The organism is Roseovarius sp. TE539, from assembly GCF_003298505.1.
Taxonomy (GTDB): domain Bacteria; phylum Pseudomonadota; class Alphaproteobacteria; order Rhodobacterales; family Rhodobacteraceae; genus Roseovarius.
Genome location: NZ_QNGB01000043.1, coordinates 1 through 22122 on the forward strand (window position 1 = coordinate 1; position 22122 = coordinate 22122).

The 22122-nt window shown below is 62.9% G+C and carries 16 protein-coding genes, 1 tRNA gene and 1 pseudogene; 13 read left to right on the top strand and 5 right to left on the bottom strand.

Annotated elements, in window-relative coordinates; genetic code table 11:
- Positions 1 to 122, top strand: a pseudogene (locus DQW77_RS16985) (IS481 family transposase); the annotation flags it as partial.
- Here the strand turns inward: DQW77_RS16985 and DQW77_RS18115 are convergent.
- On the bottom strand, positions 88 to 1524 hold the full coding sequence (locus DQW77_RS18115) for a P-loop ATPase, Sll1717 family (RefSeq protein ID WP_147095014.1): 1437 nt from the start codon (positions 1522 to 1524) through the stop codon (positions 88 to 90). The pseudogene DQW77_RS16985 and the gene DQW77_RS18115 overlap by 35 nt on opposite strands.
- A 437-nt stretch (positions 1525 to 1961) precedes the next feature.
- Here DQW77_RS18115 and DQW77_RS16990 point away from each other — a divergent pair, with 437 nt between their 5' ends.
- Complete coding sequence (locus DQW77_RS16990) at positions 1962 to 3776, top strand: ABC transporter ATP-binding protein/permease (RefSeq protein WP_113259414.1); 1815 nt, start codon at positions 1962 to 1964, stop codon at positions 3774 to 3776.
- A gap of 210 nt (positions 3777 to 3986) precedes the next feature.
- Here DQW77_RS16990 and DQW77_RS16995 read toward each other — a convergent pair whose 3' ends face one another.
- Together DQW77_RS16995 and DQW77_RS17000 are read right to left on the bottom strand one after the other, a co-directional pair.
- The gene (locus DQW77_RS16995; protein ID WP_113259416.1) at positions 3987 to 7811 is read right to left on the bottom strand and encodes an efflux RND transporter permease subunit; all 3825 of its coding nucleotides are present in this window, start codon (positions 7809 to 7811) and stop codon (positions 3987 to 3989) included.
- Complete coding sequence (locus DQW77_RS17000; protein ID WP_113259418.1) at positions 7808 to 9058, bottom strand: efflux RND transporter periplasmic adaptor subunit; 1251 nt, start codon at positions 9056 to 9058, stop codon at positions 7808 to 7810. The genes DQW77_RS16995 and DQW77_RS17000 overlap by 4 nt, the downstream gene beginning before the upstream one ends.
- 209 nt (positions 9059 to 9267) lie before the next feature.
- Here DQW77_RS17000 and DQW77_RS17005 point away from each other — a divergent pair, with 209 nt between their 5' ends.
- The 3 genes from DQW77_RS17005 to der are packed head-to-tail and all read left to right on the top strand — an operon-like array spanning position 9268 to position 12794.
- Positions 9268 to 9921, top strand: coding sequence for a tetratricopeptide repeat protein (locus DQW77_RS17005; RefSeq protein WP_113259420.1), 654 nt, complete (start codon positions 9268 to 9270; stop codon positions 9919 to 9921).
- Between the two features lie 35 nt (positions 9922 to 9956).
- Positions 9957 to 11285 carry a PQQ-like beta-propeller repeat protein gene (locus DQW77_RS17010; RefSeq protein ID WP_258523902.1) on the top strand — a complete coding sequence of 443 codons (1329 nt, stop codon included), beginning with the start codon at positions 9957 to 9959 and terminating at the stop codon, positions 11283 to 11285.
- A gap of 48 nt (positions 11286 to 11333) precedes the next feature.
- The gene (der, locus tag DQW77_RS17015) at positions 11334 to 12794 is read left to right on the top strand and encodes a ribosome biogenesis GTPase Der (protein WP_113259422.1); all 1461 of its coding nucleotides are present in this window, start codon (positions 11334 to 11336) and stop codon (positions 12792 to 12794) included.
- A 127-nt stretch (positions 12795 to 12921) separates the two neighbouring features.
- On the opposite strand, the gene DQW77_RS17020 is transcribed toward der, so the two are convergent.
- Positions 12922 to 13650 carry a hypothetical protein gene (locus DQW77_RS17020; protein WP_258523903.1) on the bottom strand — a complete coding sequence of 243 codons (729 nt, stop codon included), beginning with the start codon at positions 13648 to 13650 and terminating at the stop codon, positions 12922 to 12924.
- A gap of 229 nt (positions 13651 to 13879) precedes the next feature.
- On the opposite strand from DQW77_RS17020, the gene DQW77_RS17025 reads away from it, so the two are divergent.
- Positions 13880 to 14866 (top strand): fatty acid desaturase, encoded by a 987-nt coding sequence (locus tag DQW77_RS17025; protein ID WP_113259441.1) that lies wholly within the window; start codon positions 13880 to 13882, stop codon positions 14864 to 14866.
- Positions 14867 to 15388: 522 nt separating this feature from the next.
- Here the strand turns inward: DQW77_RS17025 and DQW77_RS17030 are convergent.
- Positions 15389 to 15478 (bottom strand) — tRNA-Ser (locus DQW77_RS17030).
- A gap of 121 nt (positions 15479 to 15599) precedes the next feature.
- On the opposite strand from DQW77_RS17030, the gene DQW77_RS17035 reads away from it, so the two are divergent.
- The 7 genes from DQW77_RS17035 to DQW77_RS17065 all read left to right on the top strand — a co-directional run bounded on the left by DQW77_RS17035 (position 15600) and on the right by DQW77_RS17065 (position 21893).
- Positions 15600 to 16448, top strand: a complete 849-nt coding sequence (locus DQW77_RS17035) for a DUF2059 domain-containing protein (protein WP_113259424.1) — start codon at positions 15600 to 15602, stop codon at positions 16446 to 16448.
- 286 nt (positions 16449 to 16734) lie between these two features.
- The gene (locus DQW77_RS17040; RefSeq protein WP_113259426.1) at positions 16735 to 17397 is read left to right on the top strand and encodes a 50S ribosomal protein L21; all 663 of its coding nucleotides are present in this window, start codon (positions 16735 to 16737) and stop codon (positions 17395 to 17397) included.
- 14 nt (positions 17398 to 17411) lie between these two features.
- The gene (rpmA, locus tag DQW77_RS17045; RefSeq protein ID WP_113259428.1) at positions 17412 to 17681 is read left to right on the top strand and encodes a 50S ribosomal protein L27; all 270 of its coding nucleotides are present in this window, start codon (positions 17412 to 17414) and stop codon (positions 17679 to 17681) included.
- Between the two features lie 190 nt (positions 17682 to 17871).
- On the top strand, positions 17872 to 18411 hold the full coding sequence (locus tag DQW77_RS17050; protein WP_113259430.1) for a GNAT family N-acetyltransferase: 540 nt from the start codon (positions 17872 to 17874) through the stop codon (positions 18409 to 18411).
- A gap of 31 nt (positions 18412 to 18442) precedes the next feature.
- Positions 18443 to 19480: a GTPase ObgE gene (gene obgE / locus DQW77_RS17055; RefSeq protein ID WP_113259431.1), complete on the top strand. Its 1038-nt coding sequence runs from the start codon at positions 18443 to 18445 to the stop codon at positions 19478 to 19480.
- Positions 19468 to 20574, top strand: coding sequence for a glutamate 5-kinase (gene proB / locus DQW77_RS17060; protein ID WP_113259433.1), 1107 nt, complete (start codon positions 19468 to 19470; stop codon positions 20572 to 20574). The genes obgE and proB overlap by 13 nt, the downstream gene beginning before the upstream one ends.
- A gap of 53 nt (positions 20575 to 20627) precedes the next feature.
- Positions 20628 to 21893 (top strand): glutamate-5-semialdehyde dehydrogenase, encoded by a 1266-nt coding sequence (locus tag DQW77_RS17065; protein ID WP_113259435.1) that lies wholly within the window; start codon positions 20628 to 20630, stop codon positions 21891 to 21893.
- Positions 21894 to 22122 lie beyond the last annotated feature (229 nt).

Sequence of the window (22122 nt, forward strand, 5' to 3'; positions counted from 1 at the left end):
ACAACCAGCAGCTCCCGCAATCAGCCCTGGGCAGCAAGACGCCCTTGCAGGCGATGAAAGACTGGCACAAACTCAAGCCCGACCTGTTCAGGAAACGGCCATACTACCTTCCGGGATCCGACAACTATGAACTTTCAACCGAGATGCTGTCGTATCCCATCCTGCGTTATCATCTGAGTATCTGAATGTCCAAGACGACCCTCCGCCCCCAGAAGGGGTTAGGAAACCAATAATGGAAAAACGATAAAGTTGCTCCAAAGCAGCTTCTCCATCGAGCATATTGTCCTTTGATCTAATTTTCTTGTAGTTTTTTAAAAAATCTTCCTTTTGAAAAGTGATCGTTTGGGTCTTCGAGCATGCGCGTAACCCGTCTGTCCACTGTTCCCAATGCGGATCTATTTCGTCAGCAAGCTCATCTTTTAGGTATTCAGAGTATTGCTCCCTGCAAGTATTGAAGTCGTCGTTTATAAAAACCAGCGGATCATCATTTCGATCATGCGCTACTTTCAGCGCTTCGTTGAGAAACTGAATGACATCACGAGGACGTAAAAGGGTTCGAGCAAGCATGTGCTGAAGCTTGCCTTGTGAGCCTCGCATCTTCGCACCATCTTCGATATTTGACCATTTTACACATTCGCCAAGTTTTGATTTAAGTCTGGATTCAATAAGCTCTTTTAGTGTTTTTTCATTCCACCTCAAGCGTACAGTCGAGCTTCGTGTGATTTTGTTTTTGTCGGAGAACGACACTTGTTCCCAAATATCTGTCCGTAAATAGATTATTGGTGAAATATTGGCCCGCAATTGGCTGGATCCCTTGATGTCACGAGCGGCCAAGATAAGACCTATCAACATCCGCTTCTTGGTGTCATCCAATAAGTCAAGCCCCTGATCCAATTCATCAAAGTGGAGGTGTAATTTCTGAATATCAAGCTCAGCTATGGCGTTGCTGACGTCATTTAGAATTGAGTTTGCGAGGCTATCCAGCTCCAATCCAAGTACGTTTTCTTTGGCGGGATCGCCAAATGTGATTGAACCAAGAGAAAAGCCGGCTATCTTTGGATCGATGCTGAGCCCAACCACTTTTAATTTTGGTCGCGATAGAATAGATTTTGTTTCCGGTTTTAACGTTCCAAAGTTTTCCATGAGAAAGGCTTGGAGCCCTTTTAGCGTGTCGGTATATTTGGAAGACCCAAGATCCGTCACCATGCTTGCGAGTCTGATTGCGATGAGCAATCGCCATGAAGCTACGTACGCTTCCGTTACAGAAGCACCTTTGTCGACCAATGCTGCATGTGCTTCCCAAGGATAGCTCCTCAACGACAACGGCTGACCGTGTGTGGCAGGCTGGGTTTCTGTAAAATGTTTTACCAGAGCCGTTTTTCCGCTACCCTTTCGGCCCAGCACTAAGAGGATTTTCCCACTTTGTATATCTTGCACTGCGTCAGTCGTCAAAAAGTAGTCTAAGACCGGATCATCCTCGGCCGCTATTTCACCGAAAGAAGTTATGTCCCGTAGTGTAACCATTGCTCAACCCCGCAGCCTTTTTAACTTGGTCACTTTGGAACCGGGTTGTCAAACGTTCTCTCGCTGGCTCGATCAAAGACGTCGATACGATTAGGCGCGCATCGGTCAACTTGGGTTTTTTGAACTTTGCCAAACCTGACATCTGTGCATTGCTGACGTGCGTGAGCAGCGCAGCGGACGACCGCTTTCCGCCCAACCTGCATGAGCTCCCTCGGCTGGCGGGTCAACAGATGTGGTCCGCTTCGGGTCTGGCTGCTGTCATCCGACATTTTCGCGCGGGATCCTTGTCTCCTTCCCTCACGTCTGCGTTCATGCGGGGCTCTTGTGGCCGGTGCGGAACACCGGGTGCCATTCAGGCGCCATGCACTGGCAATCCGGCTCATGGCATCCTATCTGGTGCCATCCGTCCGTTGCAACGGCTCACCAGGGTATTCACGATGCGCCGCAGGCCGCTCACGACAACAGAGGCTCCCGCCAACGGGTGGCGCACGATCCGCCGCGTCGCACCCTACCTGTGGCCCGATGGCCAGGCCTGGGTGAAGCGCCGTGTCCTTCTGGCGCTGGCCGCGCTCTTCATCGCCAAGCTGGTGGCCGTCGGCACCCCCTATTTCTACAAGCTTGCCGTGGACTCTCTTTCGAACGAGGGCACGCAGCCGGCCTGGATGCTGGGGGCCGGGGCCGTGGGCCTGACAATTGCCTATGGCATGGCGCGGTTGATGAACGTGGGCTTTCAACAACTGCGTGACGTGATCTTCGCGCGCGTCGCTCAGCGCGCCCTGCGCGCACTCGCGCTTGAAACCTTCCGCCACATCCATCGCCTGTCCTTGCGCTATCACATCACGCGGCGCACAGGGGGGCTCAGCCGGATCATGGAACGCGGCGTGAAGGGGGTCGAGTTCCTGTTGCGCTTCCTGCTCTTCTCCATCGGTCCGCTGATCCTGGAACTGGCGATGATCTCGGTGGTGCTCTGGGCCGCTTTCGATTTCTGGTATCTCGCCGTGGTCATGGGGGTGATCGCGGCATACGTGCTCTTCACCTTCAAGGTGACGGAATGGCGCGTGAAGCTGCGCAAGCAGATGAACGATCAGGATACCGACGCCAACCAGAAGGCGATCGACAGCCTGCTGAACTTCGAGACCGTCAAGTATTTCGGCGCCGAGGGACGTGAGGCGGCGCGCTATGACGCCGCGATGGCGGGCTACGAATGGGCGGCGCTCAGAACCTCCTATTCGCTGGGTCTGCTGAATGTCGGGCAGTCCCTGCTCATAACGTCCGGCCTCGTGGCGGTGATGGTGATGGCCGCTCTCGGGGTTCAGGGCGGCAGCATGACCGTGGGCGATTTCGTCATGGTCAATGCCTACATGATCCAGATCACCATGCCGCTCAACTTCCTCGGCACCGTCTATCGCGAAATCCGCCAGAGCCTTGTGGACATGGGCGAGATGTTCGGCCTGCTTGACCAACCCGCCGAGGTCACCGACCGCCCCGGTGCCACGCCGCTGAAGGTTTCGGGCGGCCGTGTCGAACTGCGCGACGTTACGTTCGGGTACGACCCGGAGCGCCCGATCCTGCGCGGCGTGTCGCTGGATGTGCCGCCCGGGCAGACGGTCGCGGTGGTGGGAGCGTCGGGGGCCGGCAAGTCCACCATCGGGCGGCTTCTTTTCCGGTTCTACGATGTTCAGGGCGGGGCGATCCGGATCGACGGACAGGATCTGCGGGATGTCACGCAGGAAAGCCTGCATGACGCGATCGGCGTGGTGCCGCAGGACACGGTGCTGTTCAATGACACGATAGGGTACAATATCGCCTATGGCCGGGATGGCGCCACCCGCTCCGAGATCGAGGCGGCGGCGAAAGCCGCGCAGATCCATGAGTTCATCACCGGTCTGCCAGACGGCTATGAAACGACGGTGGGCGAACGCGGCCTGAAACTTTCGGGGGGCGAGAAACAGCGCGTCGGCATCGCCCGGACACTGTTGAAGGATCCGCCCATCCTGCTTCTGGACGAGGCGACAAGCGCCCTCGACACCGAAACCGAGCGCGACATTCAGGGGGCGCTGCAAAGGGCCGCGCAGGGGCGTACGGTGATCACCATCGCGCACCGGCTGTCAACAGTGGCCGATGCCGACCGGATCGTCGTGCTCGAGGATGGCGGCGTGGCCGAAGAGGGCACCCATTCCGACCTGCTTGCGCGGCACGGGCGCTACGCCGCACTGTGGCGCCGCCAGCAGGCCGAAAGCGCGGCCGCCTGACAGCGCCGTACCAGGCCGGGCGCATTGGCTGCCGGCTTTCATCCGTGGCCGCATGGCGGAATTGGAAGAATGGCCTGCCAGCCCCGGAACAAGAAAACTGCCCGTTTGCCGCCACAAGACCGGCCCGGCGGGCTTGCGCCTGAAGCATGTTGCGCCGGATCTGGGTTGCCCGCCCGTCGCCGGGCCGGCTCCGAGTGAACGCAACACGCCCTATTCGGCGGCGCGCAGGGGTGTGCCGCCGCGCGGGCGTTCTTGTGTTTCGGCCTTGCGTCGCTCCAGCACCCAGCGGAATCCGTCGGGCGCCGCATCTTCGGGTGCGTCCGGATCCCCCGCCTGCGCTTCGGCGGAGTCCGCCGGCGCGGGAATGTCCCATATCACCTCGGGCGCGCGCAGACGTCCGGCGGCGCGGTTCAGCGCCCAGTCATGTGCGGCGCGTGTCGATCCGCCGGGCACAAGCATCGCCACGGTCCGCGCGATCCAGACAACATAGGTCGTGGCCCAAACCCTCAGCGCCAGCATCGACGGAGTGAAGACAAGCGTCAGCAGCGTGGCGATGCCGAGCCCGAAGACAACCGCCGTCGAAAGCTGTTTCCACCACAGAGAGGTGGGCGAATTGAAGGAATAGCCGCCATTGATGAAATCGAGGCTCAGTCCGAAAACCATCGGCGCGAGGCCCGCCATGGTTGTGATCGTGGTCAGCAAGACAGGCCGGATACGTGCCTCGGCGGTGCGCGTGATCGCCTCGATCCGGGGCATGTAGCGGCTGTATTCCTGGTAGGTGTCGATCAGGACGATGTTGTTGTTCACCACGATGCCGGCAAGCGCCACGATTCCGGTGCCGGTCATGATGATCGAGAAGGGCTGGTTCATCACCAGCATTCCGATAAGCACACCCGTGGTGCTGAGCACAACCGCCAGCAGCACCAGCGTGGCATTGTAGATACTGTTGAATTGCGCCAGCAGGATGATGAACATCAGCCCCAGGGCACCGGCGAAGGCCTTGCTGAGGAAAGCCTGGCTTTCCTGCTGATCTTCCTGATCGCCGGTCCACTCGTATTCCACACCCTGCGGAAGATTTCCGCCCTCCAGCCACCGGGTGAGCGTTTCGATCCGCTCGTTCGGCGTGATCGGCACCTCGGCTGTGCCGCCATCCTCGGTCTGCTCTGTCCTTGTCAGGCCGTTCGCGACTGCCGCCTTGATATCGAAGAAACGGGTCTGGTCCACGCGGTCTATCTGCGCCAGCTTTTCCACCGGACGCCGGGAAATGAAGTTCGACAGGGGGACAAGACCCTGATCGGTCCGAACCCGAAGCGTATCGAGCGTGCTCAGCACCCGTTCCTCGCCCGGAAGGCGCACGCGAATGTCGATTTCCTCGTCACTGCTGTCGACGCGCATCGTGTCGAGAAGGATGCCGCGTGTCACCAGTTGCACCATCGCCCCCACGGTGGCAACGTCGGCGCCGAAGCGCCCGGCCTTCTCGACGTCGACTTCGATCTGCCAGTCGATTCCGGGCAGCGGCAGCGTGTCCTCGATCAATTCCAGGCCGCGGGTCTCGTCAAATTTTTCGCGCGCCAGGGCGGTCGCTTCGCGCAATGCGGTCCAGTCGTCGCCCTTGAGCCGCAGATGCACGGGCTTGGCCGAGGCCGGACCACGCTCCAGCGCGAGGATCTCGATCCTGATCCCGGGGATCTTCGCGAGTTCGGCTGTCAGGTCCTCGATCGTGCTTTCTCCATCGAACGCCGGGTCATTGACACGCCGCGTCACGTCGAAATCCAGGAACGGGATGGTGAACCAGGTTTCGGTCACGGTCGGGCGGTTCTCCCACTGGGTGATTTCCAGTTGAACCTGTCCGATGGTATCCAGAGGCGGCTGCTCGCCCCCGGTGTTGTTGCTCAACCCGCCATCGCCGGCAAATGCGAAGGCGTTACGCACGTTCGGATGGTCGATGACAATCTCCTCGACCTCGCGCACCAGCATGTCTTTCTGGTCGATGGACAGATTCCCCCGGGCGCGCACGTAGACGATCGCGTTCTCCGGCTCGGTTTCCACGAAGAATTCCGTGCCGTTATTGTTGTTGATGTAGAAAATCAGGACGGATCCGACCAGAACGAAGACACCGCAGAAAACCAGGAGCGGCGCCACGGGATTGGCGGCGATCATGTGGATCAGCATCCCGAAGGGGCGCCGCCGATAGCCCGAGGCGACCTTCGGGCGCCTCGGCGGCAAAAGCGCCCGCCGAAGCCAGCCTGCGACACCCTTGATGCGCCGCCCGCAGGCGATGAGCCCCAGAAGCGTGGCGATCACGCCGGACAGCGCCACCGCGGCCAGCACCACCGCGCCCAGCAGCATGGCAAACACTGTCGCGAGTGTGGGCATCACCGATCCGAGGATCCGTTCGCCATCCATCGCGGCGAATTGCGCGCTCACCGCCTCCAGAAGGGGGGGAAGCAACCACAGCGTCAGCGCCACGCCCCCCAAAGCCAGCGGGAACAGCAACAGGTTCCAAAGCCAGAAACCGCCGGCGATGCTGGCGGTCACCGTGTTGAAAAGACGTTCCACACGCCCCGTCACACCACCAAGCACGGGCAGGTAGATCAGCGCCACCAGCAATGAGCCGCTGAGGACGAAAATGAGCGTGACCGGCAGCATGCCCATGAACTGCCCCGGAATGCCAGGCCAGAACAGCATCGGCAGAAAGGCGCAGAGCGTCGTCGCGGTTGAACTTGCCACAGGCCAGAACATCCGCTTGGCCGAGGCTACGTAGGCCGTCATCGGCCCCTCGCCATCGGCGATGCGCTTGTCGGCGTATTCCACCACCACGATGGCACCGTCCACCAGCATTCCCACGGCAAGGATCAGGCCGAACATCACGATATTGGATACCGCGATACCCATCAGCGCCAGGAATGCGAAGCACAACAGAAAGGAGGTGGGGATCGCGAACCCGACCAGTAGCGAGGGCCGGATGCCAAGAGCGGCAAGGGTCACGATCATCACCAGCGCGATCGCAGTCAGCACCGATCCCTCAAGCTGCTTGACCATGGATTCGACGATACGCGACTGATCGTTCGAGGTGCCCACATCCACCGCCGCGCGCAGTTTGTCGGGCCATTTTGCCGCCGCCTGGTCGACAGTGTCGCGGATCAGTTCCGCGGTGTCTATGATGTTGAAGCCCTTGCGCTTGACGACCTGAAGCGCGACCGTCTTCTCGCCGTTGAAACGGGCCGTCCCCTGCCTGTCCTCGAAGGTTAGATTGATGCGCGCGAGATCGCCCAGCGTCACAACCCGGTCACCGTTGACCTTGACCGGCAGATCGTAGATGTCGCGGGTTTCATCGAACGAAGACGGGATCTTCACCGAAAAGCTGCCGTCCTCGGTACGCACTTCGCCGGCGGCAATGAGCTGATTGTTGTTGCGCACGACGTTGATCAACTCGGTGGCCGTGACATTGTAGGCCTCCAGCCTCAGGGGGTCGATCACGACTTCCATCATCTCGTCTCGATTGCCGGCGATCCCGGCTTCCAGAACCGGCTCCAGACCTTCCAGCCGGTCCTGGAGATCCCTGGCAACCCGCAGCATCGTGCGCTCGGGCACCGCGCCTGTCAGGTTCACGATGATGATGGGAAATTCGCTGAAATTAACCTCGTTCAGGGTGTATTTCTCGGCTCCCTGGGGAAACTCCGCTTCGGCGGCATCCATCGCGTCGCGCACATCCGCAAGGATCTTGGTCTTGTCCCAGCCGAACTCGAATTCCAGGGCAACCCCGCCGTAGTTCTCCGCGGCCGTGCCGGTCATCGTCTTGAGCCCGTCAAGATCGCTCAGCTCGGTCTCCATCGGTTTGACGAGAAGTTTCTCGCTGTCCTCCGCCGAGATTCCCGGGAACGGAACCGACACGAAAAGTGCGGGGATCTCGATATCCGGCTCACCTTCCTTGGGCAGGTTGACATAGGACAGGGTTCCGGCCAGCAGCGACAGGGCGATGAACGCGATGACCATTCGCGCGCGTGCGGCGGCCCAATCGACGATGCCGGTCATTGCGCCGCCTCCCGAAAGGCGGGATCGACGGAGACGCCGTCAGTCACGTATTCCTGCCCGATGATGATGACGTCGGCCTTTTCCGGCAGTCCGGTCATCCATGCCCCGTCGGGCGTGTCGCGCAGTATGGAAACCGGTGTGAAACGTGTCCCGGTGCCATCCGCCGTGACCAGACGGACGCCCAACGTGCCCTCGTCATTCAGCGTCAGGGCGGATTGCGGCAGCTTGTGGGCCTTCTTGCCCTCGGCGGCGATCGTGATGTCGGCTGTCTGACCGTCGCGAATCTCGAGATCCGGGTTGGGCACCTCGATTTCCACGCGGAAGGTTCGGGTTTCCGGATCGGCGGCGCGCGACAGGAAGATCACCTTGCCCTCCACACGTTGTCCCGAGGCTAGACGCGCCGTCGCTGTCGCGCCCGTTTCGATGCGGTCAACCCCGGTTTCGGGTACGAAGCCCACCAGTTTCATGGGGTTGAGTTGAATCACCGTCGCACAAAGCGCACCGGGTTGCAGCAGGCTGCCAAGCTCGGCGGTGTCGGATTCCAGCACCCCCCCGAACGGGGAGGTAATCGTCAGGCGGTCGATCTCCAGTTCCGCCGACGCGACGGCGGCCTCGGCGGACTGGATATTGGCACGGGTTGTTTCAAGGTTCGACCTGGCGGATTCGACGGCGGCCTCTGCTGATCGCAGGGCCGCCTGCGTGGCGGCCACGCGTGTTTCCGACGCGAAGCCCTCTTCGGAAAGCCGGGACGCGGCATTTTCGTTGATCTCGGCCTCGGAAAGCCTTGCCTGCGCCTCCTGAAGCCGCGCACGGGACTCGGGAACGCGGGCCCGGGCCTCGGCCAGTCGGGCCTTGGCCTCGGCAAGCGATATTTCCCGGGTGTCCGGCTCCAGCCGGCAAAGCTGATGGCCTGCCTTGACGAAGGCCCCTTTCCTGAGTGGTTCGGACACGACCTTGCCGGAGGTCTCGGCGCGAACGTCCACCTGCCGGTCGGCCTCGGTCTGGCCCCTCAGGACGACCGCATTTTCCACAACCCGGGCCTGCGAATGCACCGCGACGACCCCCACGGGCCTGTCCGCGCGGCGATCCGTCGCGGTTGTTCCGGCATCGGCTTCGGCGGGGGCGTTGTCGCGCGGGGCTTCGGCCTGCCCCGATGAGACCAGCGCAAGCAGATTGTCGCGTTCGAAAACGAAAGCGTATACCAGGCCCATGACGATCAGTGCGGCCACTACAGGAAACAGGCGCATGAGTTCATCCACAGCTCGACGACGGAAACTCCTGCGGGGGAATTGGGCAAGACCGGCCCTTTTGCAATACCCCGCCGGGCTAAACCGACCGGTTCAGATTAATTCTTTGCGCAACCAAGTGCAAGTTGGGCCATTCCTGCAACACCTGTCGCTCTTGGCACCGAACCGGCGACGGGTTAAGAGGGGCGCATCGTCAAGGGGGCAGGGCCGTGAGTGACACTGACAGTTTCATAGATGAAGTCACCGAAGAGGTCCGGCGAGACCGTCTTTTCCGGCTCATGCGGCGGTATGGCTGGATTGCCGTTCTGGCGGTTCTGGTGCTCGTGGCGGGGGCCGGTTGGAATGAATGGCGCAAGTCGCAGGACCGGCAGGCCGCGCAAGCCCTTGGCGACGCGATCCTGTCCGGGCTGGAGCGTGACGCGCCCGCCGCACGGGCCCGGGCACTCGCCGAGATGGAGGCCCCCAATCCCGGAAGCCGCGCCGTGCTGGATCTGCTGACTGCAAGCGAAGAGGCCGCGGTGGCGCCGGCGGACGCCGCCAACCGGCTTCTGGCGCTGGCAGAAAGCAGCGGTGTCGCGCCGGCCTATCGGCAGATCGCCATTCTCAAGGCAGTGATGATTCCGGATAGCGGCCTGCCCGTGGAGGAACGCCGCCAGCGACTTGAGGAACTGGCGCTCGGCAGCGGCCTGACCCGGCTTCTGGCCGAGGAACAACTGGGCCTCATGGACGCGGCAGCCGGTGAAACATCGGCGGCCATCGAGCGGCTCCGGCAGGTCTCGGTAGATGCCGACGCCACCCAGGGCTTGCGTCGGCGTGTCACACAGGTGATTGTCGCGCTTGGCGGTGATCCCCAGGCCCGATAGCGCCGGTTGCGGACTGGACAGATGAGGATTTTGCGTTGAAACGTTTTTCGATATTGCTTGGCGTCGCGGGATTTCTGGCCCTGTCCGCATGTGACAAGGACGATCCGATCCTGACCGGCGAACGCGAAGATATCCGCGCCCCCGTCGCGGACGGGCAAACCGCCCCCGAGAGCGCGACGCAAACCGCGGACGCTCCCGCGCCGATACGGTTGCCGGCAACCCGTGCCAACGCGAACTGGACACAGCGGATCGGGTCTCCGGCGACGCGCACCGATCACCCGGCGCTGTCCAAGGCTCCTCAGCTTGCCTGGTCGGCCTCGATCGGGGCCGGGGACGGCCGGCGGACCCGCATCACCGCCGACCCGGTTGTTGCCGAAGGCCGCGTTTTCGCGATGGATTCCCAATCGCGGGTGACCGCCCTTTCGACATCCGGTGAAACCCTTTGGACACGCGATCTGGTGCCCGAAAACGAACGACCGACGGATGCCAGCGGCGGCGGGCTTACCTACGGGGACAGCAAGCTTTTCGTCACCACGGGTTTCGGTTTTCTCACCGCGCTCGATCCCGAAACCGGCGCCGAACTCTGGCAGCAGAAACTGCGCGCAACCGGATCGGGCACCGCGGCCGTCCGGGGTGGGCTGATCTATCTTGTCGCCGGTGACGATGTCGCATGGGCGCTTGAAACGGATACCGGCCGGATAAAGTGGCGCCTGTCCGCAACCCCTGACATCAACAACGTGATCGGCGGCCCGGCCCCCGCGATTTCGGACAAATACGCCATCTTCGCCTTTGGGTCCGGAGAGGTTCAGGCGGCGTTCCGCAAGGGCGGATTGCGCATCTGGGATGCCCAGATCGCCGGGCAGCGCCCGGGGCTTGCGAGTGCCCGCGTCGCGGATGTGACGGGCGATCCGGTGATCGACGGTGACCGTATCTACATCGGCGGTCACTCGGGCCGCATGGTGGCGTTGCGTCTGGCCAATGGCGAACGCTTGTGGACCGCCAGCGAAGGTCCGCTCAGCCCGGTATGGCCGGCCGGCGACTCGATTTTCCTGATATCGGACCGCAACGAACTGGTACGCCTGAAGAAAGCCGATGGCACAAGGGTCTGGGGAACGCGGCTGCCGTTCTTCGTCAAGGACCGGCCGCGCAAGCAGTCCGAGATATTCGCGCATTACGGCCCGCTCGTGGCCGGCGGCCAGGTGGTTGTCGCCTCAAGCGACGGCAAGTTGCGCTTTTTCGATCCGGTGTCCGGGCAGCTTGCCCGCAGCATCGAGGTTCCCGGCGGCGCCACCTCCAATCCGGTGGTCGCGGGCGGTACGCTCTATGCGGTCTCGACCAAAGGGCAACTGCACGCTTTCCGTTGACCCGGCGATGCGTTAACAGGGCTCTCTGACGTGCCCGGAGCCTGACCGATGCCTTTCACCCTTGCCATCGTGGGCCGCCCCAACGTGGGGAAGTCCACACTTTTCAACCGGCTGGTTGGCAAGCGCCTTGCGCTTGTCGATGACCAGCCGGGGGTTACCCGTGATCTTCGCGAAGGCGAGGCAAGGCTTGGTGATCTGCGCTTCACGGTCATCGACACCGCCGGGCTGGAAGAGGCCGATGACGCCAGCCTTCAGGGCCGCATGCGCCGTCTCACCGAACGGGCCGTGGACATGGCGGACATCTGCCTTTTCGTGATTGACGCCCGCGCCGGTGTTACTCCGGCCGATGAGGTTTTCGCCGATATCCTGCGCAAGCGCGCCGGTCATGTTCTCCTGGCCGCCAACAAGGCCGAAGGTACCGCGGCCGATGCCGGGGTTTACGAGGCGTATGGCCTGGGCCTTGGGGAACCGATCCGCCTTTCGGCCGAGCATGGCGAGGGGCTCAATGATTTGTACGCGCACCTCATGCCGGTTGCCGATGCCCATGAGGCCCGGGCGGCGGAAGCGGCCCCGGTTCTGGACGTGACGGTGGACGAAGACGGAGAAACCGCCATCGGCCATGCACCCACGCCGGACCGCCCCTTGCAAGTTGCCGTTGTTGGCCGTCCCAACGCGGGCAAATCCACCCTGATCAACCGCATCGTCGGCGAGGAACGCCTGCTGACCGGCCCGGAGGCCGGGATCACCCGCGATGCGATTTCCTTGCGGTGGGACTGGGAGGGCCTGCCACTGCGCATCTTCGATACCGCCGGGATGCGCAAGAAGGCCCGTGTTCAGGACAAGCTGGAGAAACTGTCGGTCGGGGACGGGTTGCGCGCAGTCCGCTTCGCCGAGGTCGTGGTGGTGCTTCTGGACGCCGCGATTCCCTTCGAACAGCAGGACCTGCGGATTGCCGATCTTGCCGAGCGCGAGGGCCGCGCCGTGGTTCTGGCGGTGAACAAGTGGGATGTCGAGACCGACCGCCAGGGCAAGCTGCGCGACCTGCGCGAAGCGTTCGAGCGCCTGCTGCCGCAACTGCGCGGTGCGCCGATGGTTACCGTCTCGGCCAAGACGGGCCGCGGGCTGGACCGGCTGCGTGCGGCGATACTCAAGGCGCATGATGTCTGGAACCGCCGGATCAGCACCGCGCGGCTCAACCGTTGGCTCGCCGGGATGATCGAGGCGCATCCGCCCCCGGCGCCCGGCGGCCGCCGGATCAAACTGCGCTACATGACGCAGGTCAAGACACGCCCGCCCGGTTTCGTGGTGATGTGCTCGCATCCCGACAAGATCCAGCAGAGCTATACGCGGTACCTCGTCAACGGCCTGCGCGACGATTTCGACATGCCCGGCACCCCGATCCGGCTGACGATGCGTGGGCAGGGTGATCGCAACCCCTACAAGAACCGCAAGAAATCCACTCCTTCGCGGCTACGCAAGCACATGAGGGATGGCCCGGCGCAGAAATAGCGGCGCATCCTGCCTTGCGGCCTGTTTCGGACCGCTTCGCGTGCACGGTTCCTTTTGCCGGCCATGGCCGGGCAGGGGTGGTTCTGGCAAATGCGTTCTGTCCTTCCGGGTCGGCGCCCGGCGTTGCTCAGCGACGGACCGGTGCCGGTCGGGACAGCCCCTTCCACATCTGCGAGCCAAGCAGGGCGATCCCCACCGCGCACAGCGCCATGACAGGCCAGTTCGGCAGCCCCGGCCCGGCATTTGCCACGATGATCCCGGCCAGGGCCCAGATCACCGCTGCGCCGTATCCCCATGCCCGGGGGCGCGCCCTGAGCACGGCCACGGATATCGCCAGTGCCAGTGCCAGCATCATGATCGCGGCGCTCTGGGGCCCGGTGACACCGTACCCGGCCAGCATGAGCGCCGTCGCGACGCAACTCGCGGCTGTCAGCCACCCCGCATACAGCGCGATCGGACCGCGTAGCCAGGCCCTGTCATCGCGGCCGCAACGCACCAGCGCGATGATCGCGGTCACGGCCATCCAGATTATCATCACCGTTGCCGCCGGCGGGGACACCTGAGCGGCCGGAATCCATGCCGCACCGACAACGAGGCTGGCGAACAGTGGCCAGCGCGTCCGGTCCCACGCCGGGTCGATATCACGCTTGAGAAGGCCGAAACCGGCCCCGAGGATCAGCCAGACATAAATCACCCCCCAGATCGCGAAGGCATACCCGGCGGGCTGAACCGGCGGGTTCGACTGCGGAACCGGGAACTGGTCCGGGCTGAAACCGTTGAATCCCGAAGTCGTGAAGGGTGACACGGCAAAGGCGAGTGCCGCGGTCAGTGTCAGTATCGCTTTCATACGTTCCATGACCTGCACGTGGGGTTCCGGCGCCCTTTGTCAACCGGAGCCGGAACCCGCCGGTTCGGATGCATCCTGCGCGGTGATGCACCCTGCGCAGCAAGGGGTATTCAACGGGCTTTTCAGCCGGGGAGCGACTTTTGCCGCGACAGGGTCTTGCAGTTCAAGCGTCGCGTCACACATTGGGATCAGGCTGCGGAACCGGGCGCCGGCCGTCCGGAAGGACCGGGGGGGCTTGATGGATATTCGGCAATTCACAAGGGCCTATACCGGAAAGAGCGACCTTCGCGGCGGGTTCAGCCTTGCCGGTACGCTCATGACCTATTTCGCGGCACTCGCGCTTGGCACACATCTGGCCGCCTTTCCCGCCGCCGCTGCGCCCTTGGTGGTCATACTCGCGTTCGCCACCGTGCGGCTCTATGTCCTGCAGCATGATTGCGGACACGGATCCCTGTTCGCCACGCAGCGGCTCAACGATCTGGCCGGGCAGGTTCTGTCCGTCTTTTCGCTCACACCATTTCGCGTGATGCAGTACAATCACAACCTGCATCATGCCTATCTTGGCAATCTTGATCACCGCGAGACCGGGGAAGTCCACACCATGACAGTGGCGGAGTGGCGCGCGGCCCCCTGGTACACCCGCCTTTGGTACCGGCTTTATCGCAATCCGCTCGTGATGCTGGGCCTTGGTGGCGTTTATGTGTACTTCATCGCATATCGCTGGCCGCGCAACACCATGAAAGTGGGGCCGGCCGGCGTGATCGCGCATAATGCCGTTCTCGCCGCCTATGTCTGGGTCGTCTACCTTCTGGCCGGGTGGCCGGCCGTGGCGATCCTCGGCGCGGGCGCCATTCTTGCAGGGGTGATCGGGGTGTTCCTCGTATATCTGCAGCACAATTTCGAGGATACCTACTGGGATCGCAAACCCGACCTCGATTTTCGCAGGGCGACGCTTCAGGGCGCGTCCTCGCTTGATCTGGGCTGGCTGTGGGATCTGGGCACCGGCAACATCGCCTACCATGACCTGCACCACTTCAACCCGTCGATCCCGTCTTACAACCTGCGCCGCTGCCAGAAGGAACTGCCGCCCGGGCTGCAGGCCCATGACGTGATCCGCTGGCCCGAGGCCCTGTCAAGTTTCCGCCTCAAGCTCTGGGACGAGGAGCGCGGCAAACTGGTCCCCTTCCCCGCGGAACGGCGGGGCATGGCGCTGCCGGCCGGATAACACGGGGCAAAACGGCCCCGCGCGCTGCAAGAGACGGGAGGGCTGGAGCCGCTTGTCCGGGGCAATGGCGGCGGGCATGGCAAGCTGGCCGGTCTGCAGAACCGGATCGCGGCGCGGGCGGCCACCAACCCGAATACCTTTGACAGCGCGACGGCCAAGGCCATTGACGAGCGCCAGTTTGCCACGTGGGCAGGCGGAATTGCCGGTGTCATCGACGCTCTGAACAAGACAGGGCGCGTCGATCCCGAGCTCTTCAAAAAAGGCCCCTAGACCGATATCAACAGTCAGGGACTCGTCTGCGTGTTCTCGAAGGAGCAGGCGAAGCAAAACATCGAGATCGCTCAGGGCTGAACACGGTCGAGGCCGCCTGATCAGGGGGATTTGGAACCAAACGCCGCAGACCGACGGTCTGTTACTGTCGCATGTGGCCGCAGTAAAGTACTTCTAGGTTGGATAGCATTTGGGCCAGCGATTTCTTCGTAACTAAATTTACGACAATAGAACAGACCCTTACAGGTTTTATGGCGGAGAGACAGGGATTCGAACCCTGGGAGCCCGTGAAGGCTCAACGGTTTTCGAGACCGCCCCGTTCGACCACTCCGGCACCTCTCCGCGGGATCTGTGGTCGCAGCGTGTAAATTGGATCGTTGGCCATGACAAGGGGATTTGGATTGTCTGTGCCGAGAATCTGCCTACTCTGAAAGGGGAAAGATCACGAAGATGGGAGAGCGCGATGCGACACATGCGATACGGCCCCGCGATGGCGGCGGTGCTTTTGTCGGTTCTTTTCGCCGTGGGCTTCACCTTCGGGCCGGCGCGGGCCGCCGAGCGCGAGCGGCTTGTCGCGTTTCTCGGGGTGACGGGGTTCGACGTCGCGCTTGACAGTATCGCCCTGTCGGCGGCGGACGCCCCGGCGATGCTGGGCCGGGAAGAAAGCGATTTCGGCAGCGACTGGACACGCGTCGCCGAAGAGGCCTTCGACGAGACGCTGATGCGTGACATGGCGCTCGACATTCTCGAGGAGGAGTTGGACGAGGAACTTCTTGCCCATGCCGCGGAGTTCTATGCCTCCCCCCTGGGGCAACGACTGGTTGAGGCGGAAAACGCATCGCACATGATCGAGGATACCGAGGCGCACCAGCAGGATGGCACTGAAAGGATCGCGCGCATGGTTGCGGAAGGTGATCCAAGGCTGGCGGTTTTGCGCCGCCTGATGCGCGCGATCCAGGAAACCGGTAACGCGGTGCGCGCCACGCAGGAAATCCAGATACGGTTTCTGATGGCCGCCTCCGATGCCGGGGTGCTGGAGCGGCGTCTCGACGAGGCGGCGTTGCGGGCGTTCATGAAGGAGAGCGAGACCGGGATGAGGATCGCCATGCGCAAGGCGGCGCTTGCCAACGCCGCCGAAACCTACAGCGATTTCCGGGACAGCGAGATCCGCGCCTATGCCGAGGCGCTGGAGGATCAGCGCATGCAGGAGGTCTACGAGCTCATGAATGCGGTGCAATATGAAATCATGGCAGCCCGTTTCGAGGTTCTGGCCGTGCGGATGGCCGATCTGCATCCCGGAACGGCGCTGTGAACCGCAGTGCCGGCGTGACGCTGGCATGCGTGCCTGTTTCGCTTGCGGGTCCGGCGCATCCTGCCCGATGACCGCTGCGGAGCCGGAGTGCCCGGGTGCACGCCGCGCAGCCGGTGCTCAGGGTCTTGACAGCGATCGAAAATCCGATGATAAGCGCGTTTTCCGGGCGGCTTCACCGCCGGATACATAGAGTTACGCCCTCGAAGGGCGCGCTGTTCGAGGTGGCCGTCAGGGCCGAAACACCCGAGAGGGGACCGAAGAACGCGGCAACATGAAGGAAGAACATATGTTTGCGGTCCTCAAGACCGGCGGCAAGCAATACAAGGTCCAGTCTGGTGACATGCTCAGGGTGGAACGAATTGCGGCGGATGCCGGAGAGAAAGTCCAGTTCAACGAAGTCCTGATGATCGGCGGCGACAAGCCGGTGGTCGGCGCGCCACTTGTCGATGGCGCCGCGGTCCAGGCAGAGGTCGTGGACCAGGTCAAGGGTGACAAGGTCATCAAGTTCGTCAAGCGCCGCCGCAAGCACGGGTCGCAGCGCACTGTCGGGCACCGTCAGAAACTGACCCTTCTGCGCGTGACCGAGATCCTGGAAAAGGGTGGCGACACCTCGGGCGTGAAGGCCGCGATCGGTACCGGATCCGCCGGTGCCGTGCCCGTGGCAGAGACAGCGGCGACAGCCAAGCCCAAGAAGGCCGCAAAGAGTGAAAAGAAGGCCGCGCCGACAAAAGCCGCCAAGGCAGAGCCGGGTGCGGACGATCTCAAGGCGCTGTCCGGTGTCGGGCCGGCCCTCGAGAAGAAACTCCATGCGGCCGGTGTCACAACCTTCGCCCAGATCGCGGCGTGGACTGAAGACGATATCGCTGCTATGGACGAGCAACTGTCGTTCAAGGGCCGGATCGAGCGTGAAGGCTGGGTCGAACAGGCCAAAGAGCTGGCCAAGGGCTAAAGGAGAGACACGAGATGGCACACAAGAAAGCAGGCGGATCATCCCGCAACGGTCGCGACTCCGCGGGCCGCCGCCTCGGCGTCAAGAAATTCGGTGGACAGACTGTGGCACCGGGCAACATCATCGTGCGTCAGCGCGGCAACAAGTTCTGGCCGGGTGACGGCGTAGGGCAGGGCAAGGATCATACGATCTTCGCCACCTCCGAGGGGGCGGTGACGTTCCGTAAGGGCCTCAAGGGCCGCACTTTCATTTCGGTGCAGCCCGTGGCCGAAGCCGCCGAGTAAGCCGACCTCGCAGGCTGAACAAGATGGGGGATCGGCGCTACGCCGGTCCCCTTTTTCGTTGGCTGCTTGGTGTCGCGGCGTGTCGGGGTCCGGGCTCAATCCTGATCATTTTCGCGTCATCGCGGGCTGCACGCGCCGGCCGTGACGGATATCTGAATTGCCACAAGCGCGGCGCTGGAGGAGACATCGCATGAAACACGAAAAGATCCCGGACCAGCCGGCGATCGAGGCCGGACGATTCTGCCTTCGGCCGTTGCGGTACTCCGATACCGGCCTAATCGAACTTTACGCCGGCGATGCCAGGGTGGCGATGAACACCTCGTCAATTCCGCATCCCCTGCCGCCGGGAACCGTCGAGGCGCTGATCGACCGGGCCAATGCCGAGGACCGGATCGAGGATTACTGGGCCATGGACGGCAGCCGCGAAGGCGGGTCCGAGGTGATGGGACTGATCAGTCTTTCTCGGATGGATCGTGACCAGTCTGAAATCGGTTACTGGGTGGCGCCGGCCTATTGGAATACCGGCGTTGCGTCTGCGGCGATCGAAGCCCTGTTGCAGGCTGATCCACAAAACTGCAAGACGATATTCGCCTCCGTCTTCCAGGACAACGCGGCCTCTGCACGGGTGCTGACAAACTGCGGCTTTACCTATCTGGGTGACGCGGAAACCTTTTCGGTGGCGAGAAACGCCCGGGTGCCGACCTGGACCTACAGCCGCAAAACCGATTGAGCCGCGCACGGCCTTTGCGTAAGGACAGACCATGAAGTTTCTTGATCTCGCAAGGGTGGAAATCAGGTCCGGTTCGGGCGGCAACGGATGCGTAAGCTTCCGGCGCGAGAAATATATCGAATACGGTGGCCCCGATGGTGGTGATGGCGGTCGCGGCGGATCGGTCTGGGCGGAGGCCGTTGAAGGTCTCAACACACTGATAGACTTCCGGTATCAACAGCATTTCTTTGCCAAGAACGGCCAGCCCGGCATGGGCAAGCAACGTACCGGACATGACGGGGCCGACGTGATCCTCAGGGTGCCGGCGGGCACCGAGATCCTGGAAGATGATCAGGAGACGGTTGTCGCGGACCTGGCCGAAGTCGGGGACCGCGTGCTTCTGGCCAAGGGGGGCAACGGGGGCTTCGGCAACCTGCATTTCAAGACCTCCACCAACCAGGCACCACGGCGTGCCAACCCCGGACAGGAGGGCGTCGAACGGACCTTGTGGCTGCGGCTCAAGCTGATCGCCGATGTCGGACTGGTCGGTCTGCCCAATGCGGGCAAGTCCACTTTCCTCGCGGCCACGTCGAATGCCCGGCCCAAGATTGCCGACTATCCGTTCACCACGCTGCATCCCAACCTGGGCGTGGTCGGCATCGACGGGGCGGAATTCGTCGTGGCGGACATACCGGGGCTGATCGGCGGCGCGCATCAGGGGCGCGGATTGGGGGACCTTTTTCTCGGGCATGTGGAACGCTGTGCGGTTCTTCTACACCTGGTGGATGGCACCTCCGACACCATTGCCGAGGATTACCGCACCATCATCGCCGAGTTGGAGGCCTATGGCGGGGTCCTGGCCGAAAAGCCACGTGTGACGGTGCTCAACAAGGTGGACGCGCTGGACGAGGAAACGCGCGAGAAGGCCCGGGCGGAGCTGGAGGCCGAAGCGGGCAAGCCGGTCCTGCTGATGTCTGGTGTGGCGCGGGAGGGGCTTGCCGAGGTTCTGCGCATCCTGAGATCCGAGATCGACGACAGCAGGCTGCGCCATCGTGCAGACAACGAAGAGCCGGAACCGTGGCATCCCTGAGCGGTGCGAAGCGTGTCGTCGTCAAGATCGGCTCGGCGCTGCTGGTCGATCGTGACACCGGGGCATTGCGGGCGGATTGGCTGCGTGCCCTGGCCGAGGATGTTGCGTCGCTGAGGGCAAGGAACGCCGATGTGATCCTCGTCTCCTCGGGCTCGATCGCCCTGGGGCGCGGGGCGCTCGGGCTGCCGGCCAGCGAATTGACACTTGAACAGTCTCAGGCCGCGGCGGCGGTTGGACAGATCAAGCTGGCGGGCGCGTATGATACCGCGCTTGCGGCGCACGGGCTGACGGCGGCGCAGGTTCTGGTGACACTGGAAGACAGCGCCGATCGTCGGCGGTACCTGAATTCGCGTGCCACGCTTGAACATCTTCTCCGGTTGGGCGCGGTACCGATCGTGAATGAGAATGACACCGTTGCCACCGACGAGATCCGGTATGGCGACAATGACCGCATGGCGGCGCAAGTGGCTGTGACCGCGGGCGCCGATCGCCTGATCCTGCTGAGCGACGTTGACGGGTTCTATTCCGCGAATCCGTCCTCGGACCCGGCGGCGCGGCGTTTCGACGTGATCGACAGGATCACGCCGGAACTGGAGGCCATGGCCGGCGATGCCGGCTCCGGACTCAGCAAGGGTGGCATGAAGACCAAACTGATGGCGGCGCGCACCGCCACTTCGGCGGGCTGCGACATGGCGATCACGGAAGGATCCGTAAGTCATCCGATCCGGGCGCTGGAGGGCGGCGCACCGGCGACCTGGTTCCTTGCGCAAGGTGATCCGCAGCAGAAGCGCAAGGCGTGGATCGCGGCAATGAAGCCGCGCGGCCGGGTTGTTGTCGATGCAGGCGCGGCGCGGGCGCTGAAGGCTGGCGGCAGTCTTCTTCCGGCAGGTGTCACGGATGTCACCGGCCGTTTCGGGCGTGGCGATCCGGTGGAGGTGGCCGACCCGGATGGCCATGTCATCGGACAGGGGTTGATGCGCTATGATGCCCCGGACGCGGTTCGGATCAAGGGGTTGCGAAGTGACCAGATCCAGCCGGTTCTCGGATACCCGGCCCGCGGCGCGCTTGTCCATCGTGATGATATGGCTTTCTGAAGCAAAGCGGTGATAGCATGGGCGGGTCTGGCCCGCCGATAGGAGATGCAGAAATGAAGGATCATGACGACATTCCCGCGCTCATGGCGGAGATCGGATCATGCGCGCAGGCCGCGGCGACCGAACTGGCGGTGGTCGGACCGAAACGCAAGCGCGAGGCGCTGCTGGCCGCGGCCGATGCGGTCTGGGCCAACCGTGCCGCGATCCTCGACGAGAATGAAAAGGATCTCGAATTCGGTCGCGACAAGGGCATATCGGACGCGATGATGGATCGCCTGCGGCTGACCGAGGGCCGCATCTCGGGTATTGTCGAGGGATTGCGCGCGGTGGCCGCACAGGACGATCCCGTCGGCGAGGTGATGGCCGAGTGGGACATGGAAAGCGGCCTGCATATCCGCCGCGTGCGAACACCGCTCGGGGTGGTCGGCGTGATCTATGAAAGCCGCCCCAACGTGACCGCCGATGCCGGGGCGCTGTGCCTCAAGTCCGGAAATGCGGTGATCCTGCGGGGCGGCTCCGAGAGCTTCCATTCCTCACGTGCCATCCATGCCTGTCTGGTTGACGGATTGAAGGCCGCCGGGCTTCCGGAAGAGGCGATTCAGCTGGTGCCGACGCGTGACCGTGCCGCGGTGTCCGAGATGCTGGGCATGACCGGGGTGATCGACGTGATCGTGCCGCGCGGCGGCAAGGGGCTGGTGGGCCTCGTGCAGCAGGAAGCGCGGGTACCGGTCTTTGCCCATCTTGAGGGGATCGTTCATATATACGTTGACCGGGAGGCCGATCCCGAGAAGGCGCTGCGCGTGGTGATGAACGCCAAGACCCGCCGCACAGGCATATGCGGTGCGGCCGAATGCCTGCTGATCCACCGTGACGTGCTCGACACGATCGGACAGGGGCTGGTACGCGCATTGCTTGATGCCGGCGTCGAGGTGCGCGCGGACGAGACCTTGCAGGCCATAAAGGGCACGCAGGCGGCAAGCCCGGAAGACTGGGGACGGGAATATCTGGACCGTGTGATCGCCGCGCGGGTGGTGGACGACATCGATTCCGCGATCGGACATATTCGCGAACACCATTCCCAGCACACCGATTGTATCATCACCGAGGATGACGCCGCCGCGGAGCGGTTCTTTGCCCGCCTCGACAGTGCCATCCTGATGCGCAATGCCTCGACCCAGTTCGCGGATGGCGGTGAGTTCGGGATGGGGGCCGAAATCGGTATCGCAACCGGGAAGATGCATGCGCGCGGCCCTGTCGGCGCGGCGCAGTTGACCAGTTTCAAGTATCTGGTCGACGGTGACGGTACGGTGCGGGATTAGGGCCGGTTGCGTTCCATCGGAGAGGGCTCGGCGACGGGCGGGTGACTCCGATCCGGCGCAATGCACCCTAGGCGGCGTCTGCATTTAGGGGATTCCCAAATTGGTTCTCGTTTGATTCAAGATCAAAAACGGGAGGCGATCTTGAGCAGACGGACTTTGACAGACAGGCAGTGGGCGATCATCGAACCTTTGGTTCCTGGCAAGGAAGGTGATCGCGGGCGGACCGGGG